General features: G+C 58.0%; 25 protein-coding genes. 18 read left to right on the forward strand and 7 right to left on the reverse strand.

Annotation, left to right across the window (positions count from 1 at the left end):
• Nucleotides 1-40 precede the first annotated feature (40 nt).
• From truB to AC2TEL_RS03825, 5 genes are all read left to right on the forward strand, one after another.
• Nucleotides 41-946, forward strand: coding sequence for a tRNA pseudouridine(55) synthase TruB (gene truB / locus AC2TEL_RS03805; RefSeq protein ID WP_480902001.1), 906 nt, complete (start codon nt 41-43; stop codon nt 944-946).
• Nucleotides 947-967: 21 nt separating this feature from the next.
• Nucleotides 968-1,477, forward strand: a complete 510-nt coding sequence (locus AC2TEL_RS03810) for a DUF1643 domain-containing protein (RefSeq protein ID WP_480838161.1) — start codon at nt 968-970, stop codon at nt 1,475-1,477.
• 94 nt (nt 1,478-1,571) lie between these two features.
• On the forward strand, nt 1,572-2,594 hold the full coding sequence (locus AC2TEL_RS03815; RefSeq protein ID WP_480902004.1) for a calcium-binding protein: 1,023 nt from the start codon (nt 1,572-1,574) through the stop codon (nt 2,592-2,594).
• A gap of 143 nt (nt 2,595-2,737) precedes the next feature.
• Nucleotides 2,738-3,007, forward strand: a complete 270-nt coding sequence (gene rpsO / locus AC2TEL_RS03820) for a 30S ribosomal protein S15 (RefSeq protein WP_480838163.1) — start codon at nt 2,738-2,740, stop codon at nt 3,005-3,007.
• 693 nt (nt 3,008-3,700) lie between these two features.
• Nucleotides 3,701-4,216 carry an adenylate/guanylate cyclase domain-containing protein gene (locus tag AC2TEL_RS03825; RefSeq protein ID WP_480902006.1) on the forward strand — a complete coding sequence of 172 codons (516 nt, stop codon included), beginning with the start codon at nt 3,701-3,703 and terminating at the stop codon, nt 4,214-4,216.
• A gap of 126 nt (nt 4,217-4,342) precedes the next feature.
• Here the strand turns inward: AC2TEL_RS03825 and AC2TEL_RS03830 are convergent, their stop codons facing one another.
• Nucleotides 4,343-5,944 carry a BCCT family transporter gene (locus AC2TEL_RS03830; protein ID WP_480838167.1) on the reverse strand — a complete coding sequence of 534 codons (1,602 nt, stop codon included), beginning with the start codon at nt 5,942-5,944 and terminating at the stop codon, nt 4,343-4,345.
• 280 nt (nt 5,945-6,224) lie between these two features.
• Here AC2TEL_RS03830 and AC2TEL_RS03835 point away from each other — a divergent pair, with 280 nt between their 5' ends.
• The 3 genes from AC2TEL_RS03835 (at nt 6,225) to AC2TEL_RS03845 (ending at nt 10,119) form a co-directional block, all read left to right on the forward strand.
• Nucleotides 6,225-7,274 carry an acyltransferase family protein gene (locus AC2TEL_RS03835; protein ID WP_480902008.1) on the forward strand — a complete coding sequence of 350 codons (1,050 nt, stop codon included), beginning with the start codon at nt 6,225-6,227 and terminating at the stop codon, nt 7,272-7,274.
• 212 nt (nt 7,275-7,486) lie between these two features.
• Nucleotides 7,487-9,637, forward strand: coding sequence for a polyribonucleotide nucleotidyltransferase (pnp, locus tag AC2TEL_RS03840; RefSeq protein WP_480902010.1), 2,151 nt, complete (start codon nt 7,487-7,489; stop codon nt 9,635-9,637).
• Between the two features lie 92 nt (nt 9,638-9,729).
• Nucleotides 9,730-10,119, forward strand: a complete 390-nt coding sequence (locus AC2TEL_RS03845; RefSeq protein WP_480902011.1) for a nuclear transport factor 2 family protein — start codon at nt 9,730-9,732, stop codon at nt 10,117-10,119.
• Nucleotides 10,120-10,122: 3 nt separating this feature from the next.
• Here the strand turns inward: AC2TEL_RS03845 and AC2TEL_RS03850 are convergent, their stop codons facing one another.
• Nucleotides 10,123-10,758: a DUF1326 domain-containing protein gene (locus AC2TEL_RS03850; protein ID WP_480902013.1), complete on the reverse strand. Its 636-nt coding sequence runs from the start codon at nt 10,756-10,758 to the stop codon at nt 10,123-10,125.
• Nucleotides 10,759-10,996: 238 nt separating this feature from the next.
• On the opposite strand from AC2TEL_RS03850, the gene AC2TEL_RS03855 reads away from it, so the two are divergent.
• The 3 genes from AC2TEL_RS03855 (at nt 10,997) to AC2TEL_RS03865 (ending at nt 12,655) form a co-directional block, all read left to right on the forward strand.
• Complete coding sequence (locus tag AC2TEL_RS03855) at nt 10,997-11,269, forward strand: PepSY domain-containing protein (RefSeq protein ID WP_480838177.1); 273 nt, start codon at nt 10,997-10,999, stop codon at nt 11,267-11,269.
• 23 nt (nt 11,270-11,292) lie between these two features.
• Entirely contained in the window at nt 11,293-11,796 is a 504-nt protein-coding gene (locus AC2TEL_RS03860) for a helix-turn-helix transcriptional regulator (protein WP_480902015.1), read from the forward strand.
• Between the two features lie 169 nt (nt 11,797-11,965).
• Complete coding sequence (locus AC2TEL_RS03865; protein ID WP_480902018.1) at nt 11,966-12,655, forward strand: outer membrane protein; 690 nt, start codon at nt 11,966-11,968, stop codon at nt 12,653-12,655.
• A 189-nt stretch (nt 12,656-12,844) separates the two neighbouring features.
• On the opposite strand, the gene AC2TEL_RS03870 is transcribed toward AC2TEL_RS03865, so the two are convergent.
• Nucleotides 12,845-13,495 (reverse strand): peroxiredoxin, encoded by a 651-nt coding sequence (locus AC2TEL_RS03870; protein WP_480838183.1) that lies wholly within the window; start codon nt 13,493-13,495, stop codon nt 12,845-12,847.
• Between the two features lie 214 nt (nt 13,496-13,709).
• Here AC2TEL_RS03870 and AC2TEL_RS03875 point away from each other — a divergent pair, with 214 nt between their 5' ends.
• Nucleotides 13,710-15,149 (forward strand): aldehyde dehydrogenase family protein, encoded by a 1,440-nt coding sequence (locus AC2TEL_RS03875; RefSeq protein WP_480902020.1) that lies wholly within the window; start codon nt 13,710-13,712, stop codon nt 15,147-15,149.
• 53 nt (nt 15,150-15,202) lie between these two features.
• On the opposite strand, the gene AC2TEL_RS03880 is transcribed toward AC2TEL_RS03875, so the two are convergent.
• Nucleotides 15,203-16,075 (reverse strand): cation diffusion facilitator family transporter, encoded by an 873-nt coding sequence (locus tag AC2TEL_RS03880; RefSeq protein ID WP_480861944.1) that lies wholly within the window; start codon nt 16,073-16,075, stop codon nt 15,203-15,205.
• A gap of 72 nt (nt 16,076-16,147) precedes the next feature.
• Entirely contained in the window at nt 16,148-16,990 is an 843-nt protein-coding gene (locus AC2TEL_RS03885) for a methylated-DNA--[protein]-cysteine S-methyltransferase (RefSeq protein WP_480861945.1), read from the reverse strand.
• Between the two features lie 120 nt (nt 16,991-17,110).
• Here AC2TEL_RS03885 and AC2TEL_RS03890 point away from each other — a divergent pair, with 120 nt between their 5' ends.
• The 4 genes from AC2TEL_RS03890 (at nt 17,111) to AC2TEL_RS03905 (ending at nt 19,921) form a co-directional block, all read left to right on the forward strand.
• Nucleotides 17,111-17,560: a MarR family winged helix-turn-helix transcriptional regulator gene (locus AC2TEL_RS03890; RefSeq protein ID WP_480838191.1), complete on the forward strand. Its 450-nt coding sequence runs from the start codon at nt 17,111-17,113 to the stop codon at nt 17,558-17,560.
• A gap of 1 nt (nt 17,561) precedes the next feature.
• Nucleotides 17,562-18,206 (forward strand): cysteine hydrolase family protein, encoded by a 645-nt coding sequence (locus AC2TEL_RS03895; protein ID WP_480902022.1) that lies wholly within the window; start codon nt 17,562-17,564, stop codon nt 18,204-18,206.
• An 84-nt stretch (nt 18,207-18,290) separates the two neighbouring features.
• Nucleotides 18,291-18,935: an endonuclease III gene (nth, locus tag AC2TEL_RS03900; protein WP_480838195.1), complete on the forward strand. Its 645-nt coding sequence runs from the start codon at nt 18,291-18,293 to the stop codon at nt 18,933-18,935.
• Nucleotides 18,932-19,921 (forward strand): adenosine kinase, encoded by a 990-nt coding sequence (locus AC2TEL_RS03905; RefSeq protein WP_480861948.1) that lies wholly within the window; start codon nt 18,932-18,934, stop codon nt 19,919-19,921. Before nth ends, AC2TEL_RS03905 begins: the two co-directional genes overlap by 4 nt.
• 29 nt (nt 19,922-19,950) lie before the next feature.
• Here the strand turns inward: AC2TEL_RS03905 and AC2TEL_RS03910 are convergent, their stop codons facing one another.
• Nucleotides 19,951-20,328, reverse strand: a complete 378-nt coding sequence (locus tag AC2TEL_RS03910; RefSeq protein WP_480838199.1) for a VOC family protein — start codon at nt 20,326-20,328, stop codon at nt 19,951-19,953.
• Nucleotides 20,329-20,368: 40 nt separating this feature from the next.
• On the opposite strand from AC2TEL_RS03910, the gene AC2TEL_RS03915 reads away from it, so the two are divergent.
• The gene (locus tag AC2TEL_RS03915; RefSeq protein ID WP_480861949.1) at nt 20,369-20,905 is read left to right on the forward strand and encodes a winged helix-turn-helix transcriptional regulator; all 537 of its coding nucleotides are present in this window, start codon (nt 20,369-20,371) and stop codon (nt 20,903-20,905) included.
• A 22-nt stretch (nt 20,906-20,927) separates the two neighbouring features.
• On the opposite strand, the gene AC2TEL_RS03920 is transcribed toward AC2TEL_RS03915, so the two are convergent.
• Nucleotides 20,928-21,416: an RNA pyrophosphohydrolase gene (locus AC2TEL_RS03920; RefSeq protein ID WP_480838203.1), complete on the reverse strand. Its 489-nt coding sequence runs from the start codon at nt 21,414-21,416 to the stop codon at nt 20,928-20,930.
• A 138-nt stretch (nt 21,417-21,554) separates the two neighbouring features.
• On the opposite strand from AC2TEL_RS03920, the gene AC2TEL_RS03925 reads away from it, so the two are divergent.
• Nucleotides 21,555-23,582: an FAD-dependent oxidoreductase gene (locus AC2TEL_RS03925; RefSeq protein ID WP_480902025.1), complete on the forward strand. Its 2,028-nt coding sequence runs from the start codon at nt 21,555-21,557 to the stop codon at nt 23,580-23,582.
• Nucleotides 23,583-23,586: the final 4 nt, after the last annotated feature.

Below are 23,586 nucleotides of genomic sequence, written 5' to 3' on the forward strand. Positions count from 1 at the left end.
TCCGCTAACTCGCGCGCTTCGGCAAGATTCAAGGTGCAAGATGGGACGCAAACGCAAGGGTCGCGACATTTCCGGCTGGCTGGTGGTGGACAAGCCCGCGGGCATGACCTCGACCGCGGTGGTCAACAAGGTGCGCTGGGCGATGGACGCGAAAAAGGCGGGTCACGCGGGCACGCTGGACCCCGAGGCAACCGGCGTTCTGGCCGTGGCCTTGGGAGAGGCGACCAAGACTGTTCCTTACATCACCGACGCGCTGAAGGCCTACACCTTCACCGTCCGTCTGGGGCAGGCCACCAATACCGACGACGCCGAGGGTGAAGTGATCGCGGAAAGCCCTGCCCGCCCCTCAGATGATGACATCAAACAGGCTCTGTCCCAGTTTCTGGGAGAGATCATGCAGGTCCCGCCCAAGTTCTCGGCCGTTAAGATCGACGGGCAACGCGCCTATAAGCTGGCCCGCGATGGCGAGGATGTGGAACTGTCCGCCCGCCCCCTGTGGGTCGAGGAACTGGTTCTGGTCGACCGCCCCGACGAGGACCATGTCGTACTGGAAATGACCTGCGGCAAGGGCGGATACGTCCGCTCAATCGCGCGCGATCTGGGTGAAGCGTTGGGCTGTCACGGCCACGTGAAAGAGCTGCGTCGCATCTGGTCCGGCCCGTTCGAAGCCGAGGACGGGCTGAGCATCGAGCAGGTCGACGAGATGGCCAAGACCACCGCGTTGGACGAGTACCTGCACCCGTTGGAAACCGGCCTGTCGGACCTACCCGAGCTGAAATGCACTCCCGAGGGCGCCACTCGTCTGCGCAACGGCAATCCGGGCATGGTGCTGGCCGCGGACGTGGAATATGGCGATGAGGCCTGGGCCTCACTGGACGGCAAGGCGGTGGCCGTGGGCATCTACAAATCCGGCGAATTGCATCCCAGCCGGGTGTTCGTCACCTGATCCACGTGCTAGGCGAAGGGCATGATCACCCGTTCCCACACCAAGGGCGATGCGCCCTCGACCGCCATCTATTCCGATTGCGAGAAGTACCGTTACAGCCTGACCCGCATCTGGGACCCGGAAGGGCGAAAGGCACTGTTTGTGATGCTGAACCCCTCGACCGCAACCGAGGTGCAGAATGATCCGACCGTGGAACGTTGTGAACGCCGTGCGCGGGCGCTGGGGTTCGGGGCGTTTCAGGTGACCAATATCTTTGCCTGGCGCGACACCGACCCGCGCAAGATGCGCGCTGCCGCCGATCCGGTAGGACCAGAGAACGACAACGCTATTTTGGACGGTGTTCAATGGGCAGACCAAATCATCGCCGCCTGGGGTACCCACGGCGCGCATCTGGCGCGCGGGCCTGCGGTTGAAACTCTGCTGCGTGGAACCGGCCAGGCCCTTTTCCATCTTGGGCTTACCAAGGACGGTCATCCGAAACATCCCCTGTACATCGCCTATACGCAACAGCCCCAGCCCTGGCCCCGGTGACAAAGGGTTAACCACAACGCCACCTTGGCTTTGACCAACCTTCTGAATGCATGGAATATTTCGATCCGGGGCAGTGTGCTTTCGGAGGGCTCCCATGTTTCTGATCGGATTATTTGGTTTGGCAGCCGTTGGCGGTGCGGCCTACGCGATGGGCGACATTTTCCTCTCGGACGACCGGGAAGAGGATGACCCGATGGATGAAACAGCGCCCGAAGACACCACGCAGGGCAATCTGCTGGATGATGGCGACAACGTCGATCAACCGACCGAGGTCGACATACAAACACCAGGCTCGGGTGAAGTCATCTCGGATTTCGAAGGAAATCTGGTCATCGTTGGAGGTGAAGGCTCTGACGACATTATTGGTCAGGGCGGAAACGATCAGATCAACGGGTATGACGGCGATGACCGCATTGATGGCGGTCAGGGCAATGACGTGCTTCACGGCGGCAACGGGTCAGACGACATGTCCGGCGGCGCAGGGGCGGACAAATTGCATGGCGAAAGCGGCGATGACGTGCTGGACGGCGGAGCCGGCGGCGATTCCCTTTACGGGCATTTCGGTGATGATGAATTGGTTGGCGGTGCGGGCGACGATGAACTTTATGGCGGGCAGGATGACGACGTTTTGCTGGGCGGATATGGCGATGACGCCTTGCAAGGCGGTGCGGGCGCGGATCGACTGGCCGGAGGTGCGGGCGCAGACTCGCTGTTTGGCGGGGATGGGGACGATATACTGTTCGGCGGCGACGACACGGGCGAGTCCTCTGCCGACTTTCTGAATGGCGGTACCGGGAACGACACCCTGATTGCCGAAGGCCCGGATGTCCTGACCGGGGGCAATGGCGCTGATGAGTTCGTTCTGAGCACCCCAGCAGGGCAGCAAAGCGCCACAATCATGGATTTTCAGATCGGGCAGGACAAGTTGCTGGTTCCTTGGGAAGGGCAGGATGACCCCGAGATAACCATCGAACCCGACCCCGGAAACGAGGATCTGACACTGGTGAAGTTCAACGGTCAGGACGTCGCGCAACTTTACCGTACCGAAGGGTTCACTGTTCAGGACATCCGGCTTGTGACCGAAGCCCACATGGCTCAATACGCTGCCACCGGCTGAACTGACAGAATCCCTTTGCCATTTCCCGCGAATACGCCTATACGCGCCCATCCGCGTCGGAATCGGTGCGGTTTTCTCCATGGGCCTGTGCTGGACGACATCCCGGCCTGCGCCATCAACTCTAACCTTCGAAGGAGACCCCGATGTCGATTACTGCCGCTGAAAAAGCACGCGTCATGAAAGAATTCGCAACCAAGGACGGCGACACCGGTTCGCCTGAAGTCCAGGTTGCCATCCTGACCTCGCGCATCAACACCCTGACCGATCACTTCAAGACCCACAAGAAAGACAACCACGGTCGTCGCGGTCTGCTGAAAATGGTTGCCCAGCGCCGCAAGCTGCTGGACTACCTGAAGGGTAAGGAAGAAGCGCGCTACCAGGACCTGATCAAAAAGCTGGGTATCCGTCGCTAAGCGCTTTCTGGCGTTATCCAACGGAATTTGAACCTTGTTCCAGTGATTTGTACGCCCACCAAACTGGTGGGCGTTCTTCGTTCAAACACCAATAACCAACAGCCTTGGCGCCCAACGATTGCCGACCAGGGCAAGAATCGGGCAACCTGCCCGGCCGGCAATAGAGGCCGTTCTTCACTCTGGCATATTTCAATCCGCTGCCCGGATGCTCACGCATTCGTCTCAATTTCAACGAATCGCCAATGATGTTAGGCTTTCTGGTGTTCAAAGGCAGGTGCGTTGATGCGAAATGCCCGACTCATCGAAACTGGTGTAATAGCGCTTCAGATCCTGTTTCTGACAGCGGCTGCCTACGTAGCCTTAAGCTTCTCGATACTCGCTGGTGTCCTGGTTTTTCTCGCTTTAGCTATTGGCATGGTCGTCTTGATCTACAACCACGATGCCTGGCTGATTCAAAGGCTGACCTCGGACAACCAACCTCTTGCATTCAGTCTTTGTGAAAGTGGGTTTGTCGGAAGGGTCAGGAAAGTCACTCGGATACTGCCCGCTTCGCCGAGGTGCCGATTGTGCCTGGTGCCGTTTCGCGGAGTTGGCGCAATCTTGGGCATTAAACCCGCTGCTGAAAACCCAAACTTTTGCCGAAGTTGTTTTGAAGGTTTGCCAACCAAAACCCTTGATGTGGAAGCGGGGTTGATGTTTGCGGACATGCGGGGTTTTACCAGCTGGTCCGAAATCCATTCACCTTCCGAAGTCGCCGAAATGCTGTCTCGGTTTTATGAAATCGCGGAGGAAGAAATCACTCGCGACGATGCGCTGATCGAATTCATCGGCGATCAGGTTATGGCGATATACCCGGTGCCAATGGCATCGCTTGGGAAACGAACAGCAGACGTAATGCTCCGTGCTGCTCAGCGCCTTTTGGACCGAGTCAATTCCGAACCCAATATGCCGGGTATCGGAATTGGAATGAACATTGGCATCGCTCAGATCGGCGAAATGGCGATGGGGTCATCCCGGAACTTCACCGCTGTCGGAGATGTTGTGAACACAGCAGCCCGGCTTCAAAGTCAGGCGGCAGAGAACCAAATTCTTCTGACAGAGTCTGTGTTCGAAAGGCTGAACACACCGGTTACCAACTTCAATTCCAATGAGCTTGACCTAAAGGGCAAAACCGAAACTGTCCGAACCTACACGCTTCAGTGGGATTGATTGCGGAAGCATGCGCTGTTTTGTGACCTCAATCGCGACAGACGCATCTGGCGGCGCGTCAGACTCTGCAAACACAACAAAACGCCCGTCTTGCAACGGGCGTTTCACGTTTTTTAAAGCCGAACGCTAAATCTTGGCCTTCTCGGACTTCAGTGCCAGCCAAAGGCAATAGCACATGATCAGTACCACCAGCGTGAATGGGATACCGGTCGACACGGCAGCGCCTTGCAGGGCCGCAAGACCGCCGCCCAGCAACAAAGCAATGGCGACCAGACCTTCGAGGGTGCACCAGAACACGCGCTGCACCACGGGGGCGTCCATCTTACCGCCAGCGGTGATCGTGTCGATCACAAGCGAGCCGGAGTCCGATGACGTGACAAAGAATACCACGATCAGAATCAGGGCGATCGGTGCCACGATACCGTAGAGCGGAAGTTCCTTCAGGAAACCGAACAACGCGCCTTCCGGGGCGTAGGTTTCGATCACTGTCGCGTGGACACCTTCTGCGCCGCCTGCGTTCAGCATATCGATTGCAGCGCCGCCAAACGTTGACATCCAAAGCGCGCAAACGGCCGTCGGCGCCAGCAGGGCGCAAATAACGAACTCACGCACAGTGCGACCGCGGGAAATACGGGCGATGAACATGCCAACAAAGGGCGACCAAGCGATCCACCACGCCCAGTAGAACGTTGTCCACCCGTGGAAGTAACTTGTGTCTTCTCGGCCGAACGGGTTGGACAAGGCCGGGAGCATCATGACGTAGTCGGTCATTACGCTGAAATAGCGGGCGATGGCAGTGCCGATGCCCGTAACTGCGATCACAAACAGGAACAGGCCAACGGCCATGATCATATTGATCTCACTCAGCCGTTTGACACCCGCATCCATACCCAACAGGACCGAGCCCAGCGCGATCATGGTAATACCGATGATCAGCAGAACGACGACTGTGGGGCTGGGTTCAATGCCAAACACCTCGTTCAACCCCGCTGCAACCTGCTGCGCGCCTAGTCCCAGCGAAGTGGTCAGCCCGAACAGCGTGGCAAAAACAGCCAGTGTGTCGATGATATGACCCCACCAGCCCCAGACACGCTCTCCCAGCAGTGGGAAAAAGGCGGACCGTAGTGTTAACGGCAAACCGAGGTTATAACTGAAGATTGCGAGGCTCAGACCGACAGCGGCATAGACCGCCCAACCCTCGAGGCCCCAATGGTGGATCGTGCCGACGATACCGACATACTCATTCCCCGGCACTGCGATATCGATGCCCAGTGGGCGGGCGTTACCGCCTTCGGCAAAGTTGTAGTAAACCGGCTCTAACACGCCAAAAAACAGCAGACCGATACCGATGCCGGCAGCAAACATCATGGCGATCCAGCCAGCATAGGAATAGTCGGGCTTGGCGTCTTTGCCGCCGATCCGAACCTTGCCAACCGGCAAGATGATCAATGCCAGACAGAACAGGGTGATGGCATCGACCGAAAGCACCAGGAACCAGTCGAAAGTGCTGGTCAGCCAGGGTCTGAGCCAGCCAAAGAACGTGGCCGCATCCTCCTGGTTTGCCAATGCGATCAAAACGAACGCAAAGATCAGGATACTTGAGATCAGGAAGACCGGGTTGTGGATGTCCAGCCCGAAAGGCCGAACGTTGTCCTGTCCCAGTTCGAATTCCGTTTCGAAATCATAGATGCGTGGATCCGGGTCCAGCATTTTCTTGGATTGAGCCATTCGATTGCCCCTCTGTTCGCTGGGTGCAAACGCCAAGGTATTCGGCCGGCTGACGGGTCTGAAACGTGAATTCCCTTGGCGTTCTGCCGCCATTTCGGCCTTGGGTCTTGTGGTAACAGCCTACACGCGCAGCGATTTTTCTCAAAACGCATTCAAATTTCCTAATAAACCACTGAAAATCATGACCACGCGCAGATGAAATTTCGGAACGATCAAGGGCCTTGACGCGATTCTCTCCGCGCCCGTAGGCTATCGTTGCTTGCAGATTTGGGTTTTACCATTGCTTCATTCCATTCAGGCACTTCGGGCGATTGCGGCCGCAGGCGTTGCTTATTATCACTGCGTGATCTGGCTTCACGGAAGTCTGGGCGTTTCCTTTCCCAACACGTTTTCCAGTTCCGGGCTGGGCGCAGCCGGGGTTCACATTTTCTTTGTCGTCAGCGGCTTCATCATGATGTGGACAAATCAGGACAATGGCGGCAACTGGACCCGATTTCTGCGCAAGAGGTTTTCGCGTATTTATCCGTCCTATTGGCTGGTCGCGGCGATCGGCATACCCTTGGCGCTGCTGATTGGTCGGGAACTGCCGGATCAGCCTGAAATCTGGATTGGTTCGTTCCTCCTGCTGCCCAACGGGGCCAGCGCCTTGATTGATGTCGGTTGGACACTGGCCTACGAGGTGTATTTCTACGCGGTTTTCGCAGCCCTGATCGCGCTGCGTATTCCGTTGTTTCAAAGGGTCATCTGGCTGGGTGTCATTTTCATGCTGAGCATCGTGATCGGCCTAATCTGGCAACCCACTGTTGATACCGCCTTTGGGCTGCCGAGATTGATGACCAATGGCTTGCTGCTGGAGTTTGCAGCAGGTGCATTTCTTGGCTGGGTCGCCACCCGCACCATTGTCTTTCCGACCTGGCTCGGGGCCTTGATGGTCGTTGTGGCGATCCTGGGTTTCTGGTTGAGCGTCGCCTTGGGCTTCTGGGTTTACCCGGTCGTCGTGCTGTGGGGCGTGCCAAGCGTATTTCTGGTTGCGGGTGTGGTGATCCTTGAGCGGAATGGATGGGGATTGAGGTTCTTCAATTTCCTCAGCCCGCTGGGAGATTCATCTTATGCCCTGTATCTGATCCATGCGGTCCTGATTCCGGTCATCGTCTATTATGTTCCGACGTACAGCGACCTGAGCTACCCGGTTTTCATGGTTCTGGTCGTGCTTCTCCTGGCCTTTAATCTAATCATTTCGCACATCTATTTTCTGAAGATTGAAACCTACCTGATCCGCACAGCGAACCGGTTGCTTACCCAGTCGTCGGGATCCCACCAAAAGTCATAGCCTAAACGCTTTGATTTCCGGGATTGCACCGCGTTGAGCGCACATCTGCGCTCTTTCCTTTGGTCGCAATCTCATGTATGCGCGCGATATCTGAGACGTTGTGCCCTGACCCCGGCACTCGAACGGAAGATAAATTGGGGTCGGCGGCAATGGGGCCGCCATGCAAACGGGAGACCCGGAGGGCCGGGAGCGCTCCCTTCTAGGATACGCATATGTTTGATGTAACAAAGAAATCGATTCAGTGGGGCGAGGAGACGCTTACACTGGAAACCGGCAAGGTTGCCCGTCAGGCGGACGGCACCGTGATTGCCACGCTGGGCGAAACCAGCGTTATGGCCAACGTGACCTTTGCCAAGCAACAAAAGCCCGGTCAGGACTTTTTCCCGCTGACCGTGCACTATCAAGAAAAATACTATGCCGCCGGTAAGGTTCCGGGCGGCTTCTTCAAACGCGAGGCGCGCCCGACCGAGAAAGAGACGCTGACCGCGCGTCTGATCGACCGTCCGATCCGCCCGCTGTTCGTTGACGGCTTCAAGAACGAAGTTCTGGTCATGTGCACCGTGCTGTCCCACGACCTGGTCAACGATCCCGACATCGTGGCGATGATCGCGGCATCTGCAGCCCTGACCATTTCCGGCGCGCCTTTCATGGGCCCGATCGCCGGTGCCCGCGTTGGTTTCGTGGACGGTGAATACGTCCTGAACCCGACCGTGGACGACATGCAGGACCTGCGCCTGAACCCCGAACAGCGTCTGGACCTGGTTGTGGCCGGTACCAAAGACGCCGTGATGATGGTGGAATCGGAAGCGTACGAGCTGTCCGAGGCAGAAATGCTGGGCGCCGTGACCTTCGCGCACGAGCAAATCCAGCCGGTCATCGACCTGATCATTTCGCTGGCCGAAGAAGCCGCAAAAGAGCCGTTTGAATTCGTCGCCCCCGACTACTCGGAGCTGTACGCCGCTGTTTCGGCTGCCGGTGAAGAGCAGATGCGCGCCGCTTTCGCGATCACCGACAAGCAAGAGCGCACCGCCGCTGTTGCCGCTGCCCGTGAAGCGATCAAGGAAGCGCTGACCGAGGAACAGCTGGAAGACGCCAATCTTGGATCGGCGATGAAGAAGCTGGAAGCCGGCATCCTGCGCGGTGACGTCGTCAAAGGCGGCAAGCGCATTGACGGTCGCTCGACCACTGATGTTCGTGCCATCGAAGCTGAAACCTCGCTGCTTCCGCGCACCCACGGGTCCGCCTTGTTCACCCGTGGTGAAACACAGGCGCTGGCCGTGACCACGCTGGGCACCGGTGACGACGAACAGTTCATCGACGCGCTGCATGGCAACTTCAAATCGAACTTCCTGCTGCACTACAACTTCCCTCCGTATTCGGTTGGTGAAGTGGGCCGTGTGGGTTCGCCCGGCCGTCGCGAGATCGGCCACGGTAAACTGGCATGGCGTGCGCTGCAGGCGGTTCTGCCTGCGCCGACCGACTTCCCCTACACCGTTCGCGTGGTGTCCGAGATCACCGAATCCAACGGCTCGTCTTCGATGGCCTCTGTCTGCGGCGGTTCGCTGTCGATGATGGATGCGGGTGTTCCGCTGAAAGCGCCGGTTGCCGGTGTGGCCATGGGTCTGATCCTGGAAGATGACGGCGAATACGCTGTTCTGACCGACATTCTGGGTGACGAAGACCACCTGGGCGATATGGACTTCAAAGTGGCAGGTACCGAGAACGGCATCACCTCGCTGCAGATGGACATCAAGGTCGCAGGCATCACGCCCCAGATCATGGAAACCGCTCTGGCACAGGCCAAAGAAGGCCGGATGCACATCCTGGGCGAGATGGGCAAAGCCCTGTCCGAGACCAACGAATTCTCGGTCCACGCTCCGCGCATCGAGACCATGAACATCCCCACCGACAAGATCCGTGAAGTGATCGGCTCGGGCGGTAAGGTCATCCGCGAGATCGTGGAAACCTCGGGTGCCAAGGTCGACATCAACGACGACGGTGTCATCAAGATCGCCTCGCCCGATGGTGAATCGATCAAGAAGGCCTATGACATGATCTATTCGATCGTGGCCGAGCCGGAAGAAGGTCAGATCTACACCGGTAAAGTGGTCAAGATCGTCGACTTCGGCGCCTTCGTGAACTTCTTCGGCAAGCGCGACGGTCTGGTCCACGTGTCCCAGATCGAAAACCGCCGCCTGAACCATCCTTCGGATGTTCTGAAGGAAGGTCAGGAAGTTAAGGTCAAGCTGCTGGGCTTTGACGATCGCGGCAAGGTGCGCCTGTCGATGAAAGTTGTCGATCAGGAGACCGGCGAAGAGATCGTTCCCGAGAAGAAAGAGAAGAAAGAGGAAAGCGCAGAGTAATCTGCCCTTCTTTCCAGTGACAGAGGCCCCGGTGAAACCGCCGGGGCCTTTTTTGTGCTAGAGTGGCATCAGGCCCAGATGGAGGGATGGCGATGTCGGACAAAGATCGGATTGAAGACCTGGCGCGGCAATATCTGCATGCCATCGAAAGTGGCGACGTGTCCGAGATGCTGAACCTGTTTGCTACGGATGCGACGGCGACCTCGCCGGTTTCAGGCAAACAACCGGCGCGGGATTTCTATTCCAACGTGATGAAAATCACGAGCGACCGGTCCACCATTCACAAGAACACCTTTGCAGACACATCCGGTTCGCTGCAGATGGCCGTGCATTTCGACTACACGCGCACCATCAGGGACGGGCACCCCGAGACCATCGAATGCGTGGACCTGTTCGAACTGACCGAGGATCAGAGCCGGTTCAAGTCGGTTCGGATCATCTATGATACCGCCCCGGTTCTGGTGGACTTTGGTGAGGCCTGAGCGTTAGTGCGCCACGCCTGATGGTCCGTGTTTCATGATGTGCCACTGACCATAGCTGTCGTTCAGATCCAGCTTGATCGCCGCGTTCGCCTTGGTCGAAGCGCTGCCGATCTCGGCCAGGGTGAATTCGATGCCGCCAGGAATGTCGATCCGCACGCGATGCTCTCCGCCACCATGCGGCGCCTGAATCGGGCGACCGGTTGATTTCAACACATCGCCTATTTCGACCCTGGCCTTGCGTCCTTCCATGTCCATTTCGAAATCAATCGGCAAATACAGGGTTTCGTGCACTTTGTCGCACATCGCACGGAAGACGAACCAATGTGTCGCCATCTCCTCCGTCTCTTCCCCAAGAAAGACTTTTTCCAGCGCGGAGCGCTGGGTCTCGGTTGCTTTGGGGTCGATAATGACCTGCATTTCACCGCCACCTTCAAAGACCGGACCCGGCCAGGCGTAGATCAGCGCCGCCTTGGTACCGGCCAAATCCGTATTGTCGAAATGTCCCTTTGTGACCTCCAGAACCTCAAACCCACGGCAATGACCATGGGTCGGCAGGTCCTCGAACTGGCAGGGGCATGCATAGCCGCAGTTACAGTTCCCAAATGCATCGCCTTCGACGTACCAATCTGTAAATGCCATCGTCATCTCCTGTTCAAAACAGTCTGAAATCCCGACGTCACTGGTCGCATGCCTGTAGAATTTCCCCAGCGCTACCCTAGCACAAATCGACTGCTTTCAGAACATAACGGCCCAATACCGCTTTCGGACGCCATAAACCTTGGTCCAATTCGCCCCCATTCAACCAAAAGCCAATCGCGGCGAACGGCCCTTGCCCCCAACTCGTTTGCATCGCCACAACGCAAGAAGGAGATGCGATATGGAAACGTTGAAATTGCTGACTCTGACCGGGCTGATTGCAACCGCGCCGGTACTGGCGCTGGCCAATGTCGGGCTAGGTGACAAACTGGGAACCGACGAAGCTGAAATCCGCGCGGCTCTGGAGGCCCAGGGATACGTGATCGAAGAGTTCGAAATCGAAGACGGAGAGATCGAGGTTGAACTCAGCAAGGATGGTGTGGAAACTGAACTTGTCCTGAACAGCGCGGATGGCACCGTGACCGACATCGAAGCGGAAGAGGACGACGACTGATCTCACGCGACCAAAGGAGCGTCATGAAGATATCCCAAACGTCTTTGTTGTGGCTCCTATTGGTGGTGCAGGCCCTCTGCGCCACCTTTTTCCTGACCGATGCCATGATGGACTGGACCGGCGGTGAAAGCGCCGGTTTCCGGCGTTTGCACGGTTTTGAGCTTTTTCTTTCACTGGCCCTGTTGGGTGGATTGACAGCGACGGTCGCGTTGATCCGCACCCAGAACCAGCGCGTCCGGGATATCCAGCGCCAGCTTGGCGTGGCGCAGGGCGCATTCGCACAGGTGATTGATACACAGTTCGACGATTGGAAGCTCAGCAATGCCGAACGCGACGTTGCGATGCTGTCCCTCAAAGGTCTGTCCATTGCCGAAATTGCCGCACTGAGGCAAACCAAGGAAGGCACGATCAAGGCTCAGAGCGCTGCCGTGTACCGCAAGGCGGGTGTTGCCGGGCGATTGCAGCTGCTCAGTTTCTTCGTCGAAGAATTGTTGTCAGAACCCTTGCTGGATCGACCAAATTCGTAACGCCCATTTGGTCTGACGGTGTTCTTCATCCCAGCCAATGCCATTGGGCGATTTATTCACTCACGCGAGCCCAAAACCCCGTGAGCCGAAGTGATGCGCCGTTGCCTTCCCTTTGGTCCCAGCACGACCACATCTGCGTCATGCATTTCGTGGAACAAAGGACCTGACCATGCTCACCCGCTTCATTCTCGCATCCACCGTTCTGACACTCAGCGCCTCGACCCTGGCGGCGCAAAGCCTGGCCAATGGGGCTTATATCCAGGGGTTCCTCGGGTACAGCCAGCTTCAGGATACCGACTTTACCGGCAGTATCGGCGGTGCGAACCAATCGGTCGATACAGATTTCGACGCGGGCTTTGGTCTCGGCGTCGCCGTTGGCAGGGAAATTCCCCAGTGGTCCGGCAGCGCTATCGGCACCCGGCTGGAGCTGGAACTGTCCTATCGCGACAGCGATGTGGATGGTGTGAATTTCAGCGGCAACGGACCAGCGCCTGAGGGCAATGTCTCGGGAGACGTCAGCCAGACTTCGCTGTTTGCCAATGTCCTGTTTGACTTCAAGGGCAACAGCGCCTTTACCCCCTATGCCGGATTCGGTCTGGGCGCGACATATTCGGATCTCGATTTCGTTTATGGCCCGGGCGTCGCATTGGACGACAGTGATACCAATTTTGCCGCCCAGCTGATTGCCGGGGTCGCCTATGACATCAATTCATCCACTGCATTCACCGTCGATGCACGCTATTCTCGCGCGTTCGATGTCTCAAGCCAGCGTTTGGCACCAAATGGCGCCTCTACCGGAACGGTCGAGGATGATCTGGACACGTTCAGCGTAAACTTCGGCTTGCGCTACAGATTCTGACCCCCAAAGGGGCGGGAGTTTTTCTCCGGTTTCACCGCCCCTTCGCATGTTCCCGCGCATCGCTCGCGGGGACATGCTCAAAGCCGGCGCGAAAATCCGCCTGCTTCATCTGGCTGGAAATATCCTCGGGGGGAATCGTGCCGTAAGGCACGATGGGGGGCAGACAGCCCCCCTGACACGGCGATCTTATTAAGTCGGCGCCTTTGTCTTGCGCAGATAGGGAAAGATCGTTTCGAACTCCCCGAATTTCTCCTTCGCCTCATCGTTGGATACGGCCGGCGGGATGATCACATCTTCTCCGGGTACCCAGTTGGCCGGGGTCGCCACGCCCTTGGCACTCATTTGCAGCCCGTCCAGCGCGCGCAGGATTTCTGCAAAGTTGCGGCCGACGGTCATCGGATAGGTCATCGACAGTTTCAGCTGCTTGTCCGGTCCGATGATAAAGACCGACCGCACCGTGGCGCTGTCCGCCGGCGTGCGGCCATCGGGCAGGTATGCCTCGGCCGGCAACATGTCGAATGCCTTGGACACGGCCAGGCCGTCATCCGCGATGATCGGGAAGCCCGGGTTGGCCTTTCCATAGGCCTCGATGTCTTTCTTCCACTTGCGGTGATCTTCGGCACTGTCGACCGAAACCCCGATCACCTTGGTGTTGCGTTTGGCCCACTCATCGTTCAGCTGAGCGACAACCGAGAACTCGGTGGTGCAAACCGGGGTGAAATCCTTGGGGTGCGAGAACAGGATGGCCCAGCTGTCACCAATCCAGTCGTGAAACTGTACGGTTCCCTGATCTGTTTCGGCGGTGAAATTCGGGACGGTGTCATTGATGCGCAAACCCATGGGGCATCTCCTCTCCTGTGTGTGAACCGAGTCGGTTGCCATAAACCTAATCACTTTGCACTCAGGTTAAACCATCCAAGTGAAGGCAGCTGAAATTTTGGTTGCCACCATAATTTGATCAAATTATGAATTGGCTTGCCCCAGTGGCCGTGAGGTGACAGAGTGCCCATAAAACCGACCAACCGGTCGAATAAACTCTGATCCGGAGGAAGCCATGATCGAAAAACGCAACTTCTATATCAACGGCGAATGGGTCGCCCCGTCAACGACAAGCGATTTCACTGTCATCAACCCATCGACCGAAGACCCCTGCGCCGTGATCTCACTTGGGTCCGAGGCCGATGCAAACGCCGCCGTGGCCGCAGCCAAGGCTGCCCTTCCCGGCTGGATGGCGACACCGGTTGAAGAGCGCATCGCGCTGGTCGAAAAGCTGATCGACATCTACAAGACCCGCGGCGAGGATCTGGCACAAGCCATGTCGCTGGAGATGGGCGCACCGATCGATATGTCGCGCAGTCAACAGGTCGGGGCTGGAATCTGGCACCTGAAGAACTTCATCCGTGCGGCAAAAGCGTTCCGGTTCGAACGCCCCCTGGGGGATCACGCGCCAAATGACCGGATCATTTACGAGGCCGTTGGTGTCGCCGCCCTGATCACCCCCTGGAACTGGCCAATGAACCAGATCACGCTCAAGGTGGGTGCCGCGGCGATTGCAGGCTGTACAATGGTTCTGAAACCTTCGGAACAAAGCCCGCTGAACGCGATGATCTTTGCCGAGATGATGGATGCAGCAGGCTTCCCGCCCGGTGTATTCAACCTGGTGAATGGTGACGGCATTGGTGTGGGCTCGCAACTATCCGGTCACCCGGATGTGGATATGGTCAGCTTTACAGGCTCGACCCGCGCAGGCACTGCAATCTCCAAGAACGCCGCGGACACTCTGAAGAAAGTGCATCTCGAACTCGGCGGCAAGGGCGCGAACGTGGTCTTCGCGGACGCCGACGAGAAGGCCGTCAAACGCGGCGTTCTGCACATGATGAATAACACAGGTCAGAGCTGTAACGCCCCCAGCCGAATGCTGGTTCAGCGGCCGATCTATGATCAGGCGGTTGAAACGGCCGCGGAAGTCGCGGAAAAGGTCACCGTTGGCAACGCACTGGACGAAGGCCGGCACATTGGCCCTGTTGTCAACGAAGTTCAGTGGACCAAGATTCAGGATCTGATTCAAAAAGGCATAGATGAGGGCGCCCGCCTGGTTGCAGGCGGCACCGGACGGCCCGAGGGGCTGAACAAGGGATACTACGTCCGCCCGACCGTCTTTGCGGACGCAAACAATCAGATGACCATCGCGCGCGAGGAAATCTTTGGCCCGGTCCTGACCATGATCCCCTTCGACACCGAGGAAGAGGCCATCGAGATCGCCAATGACACGCCCTATGGCCTGACCAACTATGTCCAGACACAGAACGGCGACCGCGCCAACCGCATGGCCCGTGCGCTCCGGTCCGGCATGGTGGAAATGAACGGCCAGTCCCGCGGCGCCGGATCGCCGTTCGGCGGAATGAAACAATCCGGCAACGGGCGCGAAGGCGGCGTTTGGGGGCTGGAAGACTTCCTCGAAGTCAAAGCCGTCGGCGGCTGGGCGGTCGAGTAATCATCATACACAACACAGCAACGAGGCGTCATTCGGCGCCTCGTTTGCGATTTCTACCGCGCCGGTCCCTTGACCTCGGAATCCGGCTCCAGATGGATCACGAAAACCGAGCCGGGGTGTTTTTCGGTCAGGGCTGCCTCGATATCGTCGCAGATATCATGAGCGGCTGAGACCGTCATGTTGCCATCCACAACAAGATGGAATTCGACGAAGATCATGCTGGCGGATCTGCGTCCGCGCAGATCGTGGTATTCCAACGCCGGACCGAGATTAGCTTCGATCATGCCGCGAATTGCGGCCAGCTCGGATTCGGACAAGGACACGTCCATCAGGCCATCGACCGAGTTTCGGATTACTTTCCACCCCTCCCACAGAATGTTCAAGGCAACGAGAATGGCGATGATCGGGTCAAGTATCAGCCAACCGGTCACCACGGCAAGCACAACACCGGCGACCACGCCAATTGATGTGGTGATGTCAGTGAAAATATGCCTTGCGCTGGCCTCAAGGGCCGGGGATGACTGCCGCCGCCCGATCCGCAACAGAAGAAACGCCCACACACCATTCACGCAGGTCGCCAGAACGTTGATTGCCACGCCGAGCATCGGTGCCTGTTCCAAATGTCGGGAAGGCAGCGCAAGAACGGCTTCTCGGATGATCAGCAGTGCGGCCAGAACAATCAGCGTTCCTTCGACAACGGCTGACAGGTATTCCGCTTTCTTATGCCCGAACGGGTGGTTGTCATCGGGCGGTTTCCCGGCAATCGACACGGCAAAGAACGCCAGTAAGGCTGCCGCTACGTTGACCACCGATTCCATAGCGTCGGACAGCAAGGCAACCGAGCCCGTCAGCCACCAAGCCAAAAGTTTCAATGCCAATACCGCGATTGAAATCGGAATCGACCACAGGGCGAATTTCTGGACCATCAACCTGTTTTCTTGCTACCTCGAAACAGGTCTAGCACTTTGCCTGTGATCTGTACGTCTTTTTCTGGTCAGTCAGGCATCCGCCTGCGCGGCCTCGAAGGCTAGCATGGCGCGTTTGACCGGCAGCCCCCAGTGGTACCCGCCCAAGCCTCCCGATTTACGCAGCGCGCGATGGCACGGAATCAGCCAACTGACCGGGTTGCGCCCGACCGCCGTGCCCACCGCGCGAACGGCCTGCGGTGCCCCCACCCGCTCTGCGATTTCAGAATAAGTTGTGACCTGACCCGTCGGAATATGCATCAGCGCTTCCCACACCTTGATCTGCAGTGGCGATCCGATCAGGTACAGCGGTGTTTCAGACCGGGTCAGGCCAAAAGCGCTCTGAACCCATGGGCGCAGATGTTCGGCGTTTTCCACGAATTCCGCCTTGGGCCAGCGAGAGGTCATATCTTCCATCGCCGGGGCCTCGCCGGTTTCCGAGCCAAACGCGATCCCACAGATACCCTTGTCTGTGCCCATGACCAGTGCGGGGCCAAAGGGGCTCTCGAACCAACCCCAGTAGATCGTCAGGCCCTCACCCTTGCGGGCATATTCGCCCGGGCTCATGGATTCCCATTTCAGAAACAGGTCGTGCAGCCGCCCGCTGCCGGACAATCCTACATTGTGGGCAGTCTCCAGCGTCGTGAATCGTTCGCGCAGCAAAGCCTTGGCGTGGCCAAGCGTCAGATATTGCTGATACCGTTTCGGTGACACCCCGGTCCAGCGCGAGAACAGGCGCTGAAAATGTGCAGGGCTCATATCCATCTGCCCCGCCAGTTCTTCGAGACTGAGCGATTCTCCGCCCTGATCAATCAGGTCGATAGCTCGTCGCATGACGTTGAAATGATAACCGGTCTCGGGGTTCTGAACGTTCATAACTCACCTCTTCGCTTGCAGGAACAATACCCCGACCGGCCCGATGCGGCGACCCGAAACCTGCGCAAACACTTGTCAACTCAGTTGACGAATCGCTGCAGGTTACTCTAAATTGAAGGCATGGAACATTCGTTAGACCAGCTTTATCAGGCGGTTCAGGCCACGCGCCCGCTGCTGCGAAACATCACAGCGGCAGTCGAGCGTGGCAGCAGCCGAAAAGGAGTGACAGTTGGGCAGCGCGCAATACTAGAGGGCTTGTCACTGTTCCCCGGCGCAACGGCCCCGCTGTTGTGCAAGAAGCTGCAGTTAAAGCGTCAATATGTCTCTCGCATCCTTCAGGAAGTGTTGGAGGCCGATTTGGTCGAAAGCCGGACCAACCCCAAACGCGCCCGCTCCTTCTGTTATCGGCTGACAGCCAAAGGCAGTGACGTCATCACAGCCATCAGGAGCGACGAGATGTCGAAGCTGTCCAGATTCTCGGACGATTTTTCGCCGGATGAGCTGGCCACTTATCACAAGGTTCAGCTCGCGCTTGCACAGTTCTTTGCTGACATAGCCAAGGAGGCCTGAGATGTCTGTTTTCTGGATCATTCCCGCCGGTCTCGTGATTGCGGTTCTGTACGTCCTCAATGGAATTCGCAAGATTGGCACACCGACGAGTGGTCCAGTTATCGATCTCTCTTCTCGTCCGGGAACCGCGCTGGTGGTGATTGATATGCAGACTGATTTTACATCGATGCCCGGATGGAAAACGGCCGACCTGGAAAGCGCCTTTTTAAGTGTTGCAAGATCGACAGAGCAAGCCCGCCATTCCCAAATACCTGTGATTGCCATCCGGCATGAATTCAAAGGCAAACTGGCGAACCTGCTGAACGGTTGGTTCAATCAGGGTCGCGGCAATGAAGGATCAGCCGGAACTGTAATCGACCCGCGACTGGATCTGATCCCAGACGCCGAGTTCATCAAATCCGTCGGCGATGCGTTTTCTTCCCCGGAATTCGAACAGTTTCTCGAAGACAACAGGATCGGAACCGTAATCCTGACCGGACTTGACGGCTGTCATTGCGTCAACAAGACCGCACAAGGGGCGTTGAACCGGGGGTACCGGGTCCACATCGACACCACGGCGGTACTGGCTGCAAATCCAACGCAATGGTCAAAGGTCAAAACGAACCTTGCAGCAGCCGGGGCAGAGATCCGGGGGCCGTCGGTGTAGACTTGGTCAACACACGGCGATTGTGTTGCCATTCCGGCGCCTTTTCAATTGCGGGCAACTGTCTGGCAGGGCATACCGGGCGGGATGGCAAAACAACTCGACTATCATACGATCCGCGAGATCTTTACGCGCTTTCAGCAGGCTGACCCGGAGCCCAAGGGCGAGCTGGAGCATGTGAATGTCTATACTCTGGTGGTCGCTGTTGCCTTGTCGGCGCAGGCCACCGACGCAGGGGTCAACAAGGCCACACGTGAGCTGTTCAAGATCGCCGATACACCGCAAAAGATGCTGGATCTGGGTGAAGAAGGCCTGATCGAGCACATCAAGACCATCGGCCTGTACCGGCAGAAAGCGAAGAACGTGATCAAGCTCAGCCGCATTCTGGTTGAAGAATACGGTGGCGAGGTTCCCAACTCCCGCGCTGCGCTGCAATCGCTGCCCGGTGTCGGGCGCAAGACGGCCAATGTGGTTCTGAACATGTGGTGGCGCGTACCGGCGCAGGCAGTGGACACGCATATCTTTCGTGTCGGCAATCGCACCGGTATCTGCCCCGGCAAGGATGTGGATGCGGTCGAGCGCGCCATCGAGGACAACATCCCGGCCGATTTCCAGTTGCACGCACATCACTGGCTGATCCTGCACGGCCGGTACCACTGCAAGGCGCGCAAACCTTTATGCGGAACCTGTATCATCCGCGATCTCTGCCAATTCGAGGACAAGAACTTATGAAAACCTACCAGCTTGTCGGCATTGGAAATGCCGTTGTGGACGTAATTTCCCAGGCCGATGACAATTTCCTCGAACTGATGGGCATCGAAAAAGGCATCATGCAGTTGATCGAACGCGAACGCGGCGAGGTTCTTTATGCCGCGATGGAGTCGCGTGTGCAGACGCCGGGTGGATCGGTGGCCAATACGATCGCGGGTGCAGGCGCTCTGGGCCTGGACGCGGCCTTTATCGGTCGTGTGCATGACGACGCGCTGGGGCGCTTCTATGCGGACGCCATGAACGAAGACGGCGTGGATTTCGTCAATCCTCCGGTTCCCGGGGGGGAGTTACCGACGTCCCGTTCGATGATCTTTGTCTCGCCCGATGGTGAGCGATCGATGAATACTTATCTGGGAATCTCCTCGGAATTGTCCTCCGAGGACGTTTCCAGCGACGTGGCGGGCAACAGCCAGATCATGTTCCTTGAGGGCTACCTGTTCGACAAGGAAAAGGGCAAGGCCGCGTTCCTGGAGGCCGCGCGTGACTGTCACAAGGGCGGCGGCAAGACCGGCATCGCCATATCCGATCCGTTCTGCGTGGAACGGCACCGGGTCGATTTCCTGCTGTTGATCGAAAACGAGCTGGATTTCGTGATCGGCAATGAGGCCGAGATCAAATCCCTGTTTGAAACCGAAGATCTGGAAGAGGCGTTGGCCAAAACCGCGGAGATCTGCCCACTGGTCGTTTGCACCCGTTCGGGCGACGGTGTGACCGTGCTGAACGAAGGCACCCGCATCGACGTACCCGTTGAGAAAGTCGTGCCCGTGGACGCCACGGGAGCCGGCGACCAATTTGCCGCCGGTTTCCTGTTCGGCATGGCAACAGGCCGCGATTACGAGACCTGTGCCCGTATGGGTAATGTTTGCGCCCGCGAAGTGATCAGCCATATCGGCCCGAGACCCGAAGCGAATATGCTGGAGTTGATGCGGGCCGAAGGATTGATTTGACTGCCGACCTATTAAAATTGCGGGGCGGGTCAGCCTGCCCCTGTCAGGTCCTGAGCCAACATCATCGCGTTGCCATCCGGATCGTAAAAGGTGGCCGTGCTGACCATCCCTTCGATGGTTTCGGTTGCCCCATCAAACCGGACACCGGCTGACTCCAGGGCTCCGCGCGCGGTTTCAATATCTGCCACGCCGAATACCGGAACGGTATTTCCGGGCGCGGGTTCTGTTTGTTCGCCAAGCCCAAGGGTCACACCCGTAGTCATGGTGTGCATCTCGCTCCAACCGGCCTCATCAATGTGGTGGATAAGTTCGAACCCGAGCTTTTCGGTGTACCAATCGGCGCTGGCGTGCCGATCGCGCACCGAGATTGCAAGCGTAATGGTGTTCTCCAACGAAACAAGTGGCATGGCGCTTTCCTTGAGATTAAAAATATAGTAACTATACTTTATGGACATAAAGACACTTGTCAAGCTCACATCCCGTGCCTGGTCTCTGAGTATTCTAGCAGCACTGCATGCGCACGTGCCGGGACGACAGGCCCCGTTGCTTGCCGCAACCGGCGCAAGCCGAACTGCCTTTGCATCAAGCCTGGAACATCTTGTGGAGCTCGGGCTTCTTGAGCGGAACCCGGGTCATGGGCATCCGCTGCGCCCGGAGTTCAGGTTAACTCAGGCCGGCCAAGAGGCCGCGGAGATTGCCAGCAGGATTATCCAGTTGGTTCCAAATGATACCGAGTTTTCGCTGTTGCGGCGAAACTGGACGGTTCCGATACTGGCGCTGACAGACGCGCCCCGGCGCTTTTCGACCATCAAGTCGGATCTGGGGACGATCACGGATCGGGCGTTGTCGAAGTCATTGCATCAGCTCGAGGCGAAAGACTGGCTGCAGCGCGACATCGACATGTCAGGCCGCGCCGCGTATCCCACCTATCATGCGATCAACACCGGCATCGAGATCACTCGTGCGATTGGCCTGACAGGATAGACCGTTATAACTCGCCGCTGACCTAAGCAGTCAGGTGCGCGGAAAATGCCGCGACCACCTGCTCATAAACCTCTCGCTTGAACGGGACGATTTCCTCAACCAACCGGGCCGGGTCCTGCCATTTCCACTGCGTGAACTCTGGGTGGTCGGTCTGAATATTGATCTGATCGTCCTGACCGACAAAGCGCATCAGGTACCATTTCTGTTCCTGCCCCCGATAACGGCCTTTCCAGATCTTCGGAACAATGTCGTGGGGCAGATCATAGGGCAGCCAGCCATCTGTTTCGGCGACGATCTCGACCAGATCCGAGGTCACACCGGTTTCTTCCCACAATTCGCGCAATGCCGCATCACGCGGGTCTTCGCCTTTGTCGACGCCGCCTTGGGGCATTTGCCACGCGTCCTTGGGGCCGTCATTGCGCATACCGACGAATATCTTTCCCTCGACATTCATCAACATCAGCCCGACGCAGGGGCGATAAGGCAGATTGGCGATCTCTTCGGGGGTCATGTTCGGCCTCATGCAAGTGCTATGAACCGTCTGTATCAAGGGCCGTAACGGCAGCAAAGGGGATGACGTTAGGTTTCGCGTGACAAAGTTGACGCGAACGTCAATCTAACACCGAAATTCGCGAGGGAGAGTTCCGCCATGACTGCGTATCCTAACATGCTGGCCCCGCTGGATCTGGGCTTCACCACTCTGAAGAACCGTGTGCTGATGGGTTCGATGCACACAGGGCTTGAGGAAACCGGCGACTGGAACCGGGTTGCAGAATTCTATGCCGACCGAGCGCGGGGCGGCGTGGCGCTTATGGTGACGGGCGGCATCGGACCGAACCTCGAAGGCTCGGTTTTGCCAGGTGCTGCGATGATGGCGACCGAAAAAGACGTGGCGAACCATTCCATCGTGACGGACCGTGTGCATCAGGCAGGCGGTAAGATTGCCATGCAGATCCTGCACGCAGGGCGCTATGCCTATGGTCCGAAGTGCGTGGCTCCCAGCCCGGTGAAATCCCCCATTTCTCCGTTCCCGCCGAATGAGCTGGACGAAGAGGGCATCGAAAAGCAGATCCGCGACATCGTCAACGCTGCGGTTCTTGCCCAGCAAGCGGGTTATGACGGGGTCGAGATCATGGGATCTGAGGGATATTTCCTGAACCAGTTCCTCGTGACCCACACCAACAAGCGCACCGACCGCTGGGGCGGATCTTACGAGAACCGGATGCGTCTTCCAATTGAAGTGGTGCGCCGCACGCGTGAAGCAGTGGGCACCGATTTCATCATCATCTACCGCCTGTCGATGATCGACCTTGTGCCAAACGGCTCGACCCATGAAGAGGTTGTTGAGCTGGCGCAGCGGATCGAGGAAGCAGGCGCCACGATCATCAACACCGGCATCGGCTGGCATGAAGCTCGGATTCCGACCATTGCCACCAGTGTTCCCCGCGCGGCCTTTGCCTGGGTGACGAAAAAGCTGATGGGCAAGGTCTCGATCCCGGTGATCACTTCGAACCGCATCAACACGCCCGAAGTCGCAGAAGAGGTTCTGTCGACCGGCTGCGCCGACATGGTGTCGCTGGCGCGCCCAATGCTGGCGGATGCTGATTTCGTGAACAAGGCGATAGCGGGTGAGGCCGCCAAGATCGCACCCTGCATCGCCTGCAATCAGGCCTGTCTGGACCACACCTTCAGCGGCAAGCTGACCTCATGCCTGGTGAACCCGCGCGCCTGCCACGAGACCGAGTTGGTGATCACCAAGGCGGAAGCCGCCAAGAAAATCGCCATCGTCGGTGCGGGACCCGCCGGCCTGTCGACGGCCATGACGGCCGCCCAGCGCGGCCATGACGTGACGCTTTTCGACCGCGCCAGTGAAATCGGTGGTCAGTTGAACATGGCCAAACAGGTTCCGGGCAAAGAAGAGTTCTGGGGGCTGGTCGACTGGTACCGCACGATGATTGCCGATCACGGCGTCAGGCTTGAGCTGAACCGGGACGTCAGCGCCGATGACCTGACCGGCTTTGACGAAGTGGTGATTGCCACCGGCGTCACCCCGCGCGATCCGCAGATACCGGGCCAGGATCGGGACAATGTCCTAAGCTACGTCGATGTGCTGCGCGACAAGGCCAAGATTGGCAAGTCGGCTGCCGTGATCGGGGCCGGGGGGATCGGGTTCGATGTGTCTGAATACCTCTTGGAAGAAGGGCACAGCGCGACAACCGACTTGCCGCTCTGGATGAAGGAATGGGGTGTGACCGATCCAGAGGAACACCGGTCTGGCCTGGCCCCCGAGGGCCCGCAACCCGCAGGCCCCGCGCGTCAGGTCACACTCCTGCAACGCAAAAAACAGGCGCACGGCAAGGGGCTGGGCAAGACAACGGGCTGGATTCACCGCGCGACGCTTAAAATGAAGAACGTCAATTTCGTCGGCGGCGTGAATTATGAACGTATCGACGATGCCGGGCTACACATCAGCTTTGGCGAAGAACGCGCGGATCCAACGGTAATCGCGGCGGACTCGATTGTGCTGTGCTCTGGTCAGGTGTCAGAACGCAGCCTTGCGGATGACTTGATCGAACGCGGTGTCACGCCGCACGTGATTGGCGGTGCGGACGTTGCGGCCGAACTGGACGCCAAGCGGGCAATCAACCAGGGCACGCGACTGGCCGCGGAACTGTAAGACG

It is taken from the genome of Ruegeria sp. HKCCD9138 (assembly GCF_057220975.1).